Annotated in this window: 4 protein-coding genes; 2 read left to right on the plus strand and 2 right to left on the minus strand. The window is 43.1% G+C overall.

Going from position 1 to position 3,634, the window contains the following annotated elements:
- Window positions 1-1,123, plus strand: a 1,123-nt coding sequence (locus tag ACP45E_RS22565) for an RNB domain-containing ribonuclease (RefSeq protein ID WP_141707503.1), incomplete at its 5' end; no start/stop codon positions are given.
- 61 nt (window positions 1,124-1,184) lie between these two features.
- On the opposite strand, the gene ACP45E_RS22570 is transcribed toward ACP45E_RS22565, so the two are convergent.
- Window positions 1,185-1,532, minus strand: coding sequence for a DUF3024 domain-containing protein (locus ACP45E_RS22570; protein ID WP_017036253.1), 348 nt, complete (start codon window positions 1,530-1,532; stop codon window positions 1,185-1,187).
- Between the two features lie 146 nt (window positions 1,533-1,678).
- Between ACP45E_RS22570 and ACP45E_RS22575 the strand changes: the two genes are divergently transcribed.
- Window positions 1,679-2,494, plus strand: coding sequence for a phosphate ABC transporter substrate-binding protein (locus ACP45E_RS22575; RefSeq protein ID WP_017037000.1), 816 nt, complete (start codon window positions 1,679-1,681; stop codon window positions 2,492-2,494).
- Between the two features lie 126 nt (window positions 2,495-2,620).
- Here ACP45E_RS22575 and ACP45E_RS22580 read toward each other — a convergent pair whose 3' ends face one another.
- Window positions 2,621-3,298: a MaoC family dehydratase gene (locus ACP45E_RS22580; protein ID WP_017036255.1), complete on the minus strand. Its 678-nt coding sequence runs from the start codon at window positions 3,296-3,298 to the stop codon at window positions 2,621-2,623.
- Window positions 3,299-3,634 lie beyond the last annotated feature (336 nt).

The following is a 3,634-nucleotide window of genomic DNA, read 5'->3' on the forward strand; positions in this document are numbered from 1 at the left end:
CAAAGATGGCGTCATTGGCGACGACATTGTGTTCTTTGCCGCGAATATTAAATCCCATGCGCGTTTGGTCTACGACCACGTATCTGACTGGCTTGATACTGGCAGCAGTGACGCTTGGACGCCCTCTGATGAAATAGCGTCTGTGGTTCGTGATTTATTTGAGTTTTCTCAATCACGCGCAACTTGGCGAGCAACTCATGCTGTCGTCTTCCCTGACCGACCTGACTACCGCTTTGAGTTGAGCGAAGACAATGATGTCGTCGCGATTCACGCCGACTTGCGTCGTAGTGCTAACCGACTGGTGGAAGAGGCGATGATTACCGCCAATATTTGTGCAGGCATTACGCTGAAAAACAGCTTCAACACGGGTGTATTTAATACCCACGCAGGGTTTAAACCAGAAAAAATTGCCGATGTGATTAAGTTGGTCAATCCAGAGGGTGATTTGCCTTTTAATGCAGAAAGCGTAGAAACGCTAGAAGGGTTTGCCGCACTGCGTCGCTGGTTGGCTGATCAAGACACTAGCTATTTGGATAATCGTATCCGTAAGTCTCAAGCATACAGTGAAATGGGGAATCAGCCTCTTCCTCATTACGCAATGGGCCTCGACATCTACGCAACTTGGACATCTCCTATTCGTAAGTATGGCGATATGATTCACCACCGCATGTTGAAAGCACACATTCTAGGTAAAACACCAGTACAGACTCCCGATGACACCGTTGGTGAAGAAATGGCGCTGCACCGTAAACATCATAAGATGGCTGAACGCAATGTCGCAGACTGGCTATATGCGAGAACATTGATTGACGAGCCCGCGAAGAAAACGGTTTATACCGGTGAAATTTTTGATATTAACCGTGCAGGTATGCGCGTTCGCCTACTAGAGAATGGCGCTGCCGCTTTCATTCCCGGCTCGCTGATTGTGAGCGACAAAGAACGTATTGACTCTAATTCTGAAAACGGAACGCTATCGATCGATAAAAATATCGAGTACCGACTCGGGGATACCTTTGAGTTAGTGTTGGCTGAAGTGAATTTGGAAAATCGAAACATTGTTGCGAAACCAACCCAAGATTTTCCCGCTGAAGTCGTTGCCTCTGCGGAGAAAACCGAAGAATAATCAAAGAGGTGACCGACTACCTCTTGTTCATCAAAACAAGGTGCTCCTGTGAGCGCCTTTTTTATTCCCAAATATACGATTTAGGGTCTTTTTCTACTTCTCGAATAAGTGCCGTCAAGTCTGAGCTTTTAAACAAATAAGGGTAAGGGATCCATTGCTCTCCTTCCTCACTGGGGATCGTGAGTTCCCATTGTGCCAGGTCACCATTCCACAAAATTCTAGCGACACAACTCGTGTAATCACAATGGCTTGAATCCAACAAATAGTGCTGCTTAATGAACTGGACACCATTCATCATAGGCTCATACCCTGATTTCCCCAGTTCAACAGGCAAGCTTCGATTTCTATTTTGACAAACAGCCTGAGCACGAACTTCAACTTGTTTTTGTAATAAATTAATTAAGCTCATTCAGCCTCCCTATGCTGTTCCTTTTATTTTAGTCTACAGCCATGGTAGCCATAAGTTAAATTTTCATCTTGGCTGGCTTTCACAAAACTGTCATCAATGACACATAAGATACGTAAAATTTCAATATTGCCACGGAGTCTACTACCATGTTTCGAATTGCTTTAGCCGCGCTTCTTTCTATCACCTTTCTACCCAACATTACGCATGCCAATGAGGTCAACATTTCGGGTTCTACCTCGGTCGCTAGGATCATGGATGTGCTGGCTGAAGAGTTTAACCGAACCAACCCTGATTCATTTATTGCTGTGCAAGGCGTAGGGTCGACGGCGGGGCTAACATTACTCGACAAAGGAGCGATTGAGATTGGGATGAGCTCTCGCTATTTGACTGAAGGCGAGCAAAATGAAGATTTAACCGTACTGCCAATTGCATTTGATGGATTAGCGGTCGTTGTCAATAACGCAAATAGCATTGAAAATATCACTCGTGAGCAACTTTACGATATCTACAAAGGTAATGTAACCAACTGGAAATCACTTGGTGGTACTGACCAAGAGATTGCTGTGGTTACCCGTGAGGCGTCTTCTGGAACTCGATACAGTTTCGAAAGCCTACTGGGGCTAACTAAAATAGTGAATAAACGTTTAGTGTCTGATATCAGCAGTAGCAATCTTGTGGTCAATAGTAACAGCATGGTCAAAACCATCGTTAATCACAACAAGCAAGCGATCGGTTTTATTTCAGTAGGCTCGGTGGATAAATCGGTCAAAGCACTCCAATTTGAGGGATCACGACCAACCAGTAACAACATTGCTTTAGGGAAGTATGCTTTGTCACGACCATTTCTTGTGGTCTATCACCAAGAAACCGTTAGCGATCAAGGTCGAGGTTTTCTTAATTACATTAAAACCGAAGCGGCCAAAAGCTTGATTAAAGAATACGGTTACACACCAGTAAAGTGATTGAATTTAAAGTACCTTTAGCACGTTAACGCATCGACAGCAAATAGAAGTATCAATAGAAAATCGAAGTATGAATAGCAAAAAGGAGAGCTTTAAGCTCTCCTTTTCTAATTGGGTATCGTTAGATTAAAAATGCACCTGAATCACAGAGATCACCACACAACCTGGTCTGCGAATGCCTTCTATCTCTACTTTGATCTCTCGCTCAATCTCTAACCCTTTTTTGATCGGCGTGACTTTAGCCAGTCGGCTGATTGCGCGAACATTATTACCCGACTTCACTGGGTATGGAAAACGAACTTGATTGAGGCCCAAATTAACAACCAGTTTAGCGGTTGGGAAAAGCGTGTTCTTTTCATCGACGCTATCGGTTAGCTTCGGCAATAATGCTAAGGTCAAAAATCCGTGTGCGATTGTCGTTTTGAATGGCGACTCTTCCTGGGCACGTTGAGGATCGGTATGAATCCATTGCATGTCCTCGGTAATCTGTCCAAATTGGTTGATCCTTTCTTGATCAACAAACAACCAATCGCCAATGTGAATCACTTCACCCACCTTTTGCTGTAGGCTCTCGTAGACTCGTTTCGCTTCTGGAGTAAATACAACAGGTTCAGCAATTGGCGCATCTTCATTAATTGCAGGTTGTTGGAAGTCTTTCATCCATGACAAAATTTGGCTGTTATTTGTCTTATTCAGCAGTTCCTCCCAGTACATACGCACTGTAGGGGACATCCACTGCAAAATTTCTGCATGGTGCTTAGAAATAGACTCACCACGATGCTTAAAAAGATTCGCGACTTTCATAAAAACCTCAAAGATTCACTAAGATGCACATTAACTCCTTTATTTTGAACCACTTCACACTTATGTGCAATTACTTTTGGGCGTACATCTGTATTCTCATGGGATTAAAATGCATAAAAATCAAACCATTAAAAATAAAACAATATTTTATTAGACCCTATAAAACTCACTCAATACACAACGCTATGCATTATTATTGAGTGAGCTTCATCACCATAACCGATTTCGACAATCGATGATTAGTTGACCAATCAAACCATAAGTAGCAATTTATACTTTACAACATTCATGCCAATACCTATGATAAGCGCCGTACGGAGAGATGGCTGAGTGGTC

The sequence above is a fragment of the Vibrio genomosp. F10 str. 9ZD137 genome (genome assembly GCF_049974785.1).
In the GTDB taxonomy this organism is placed as follows: Bacteria; Pseudomonadota; Gammaproteobacteria; order Enterobacterales; family Vibrionaceae; genus Vibrio.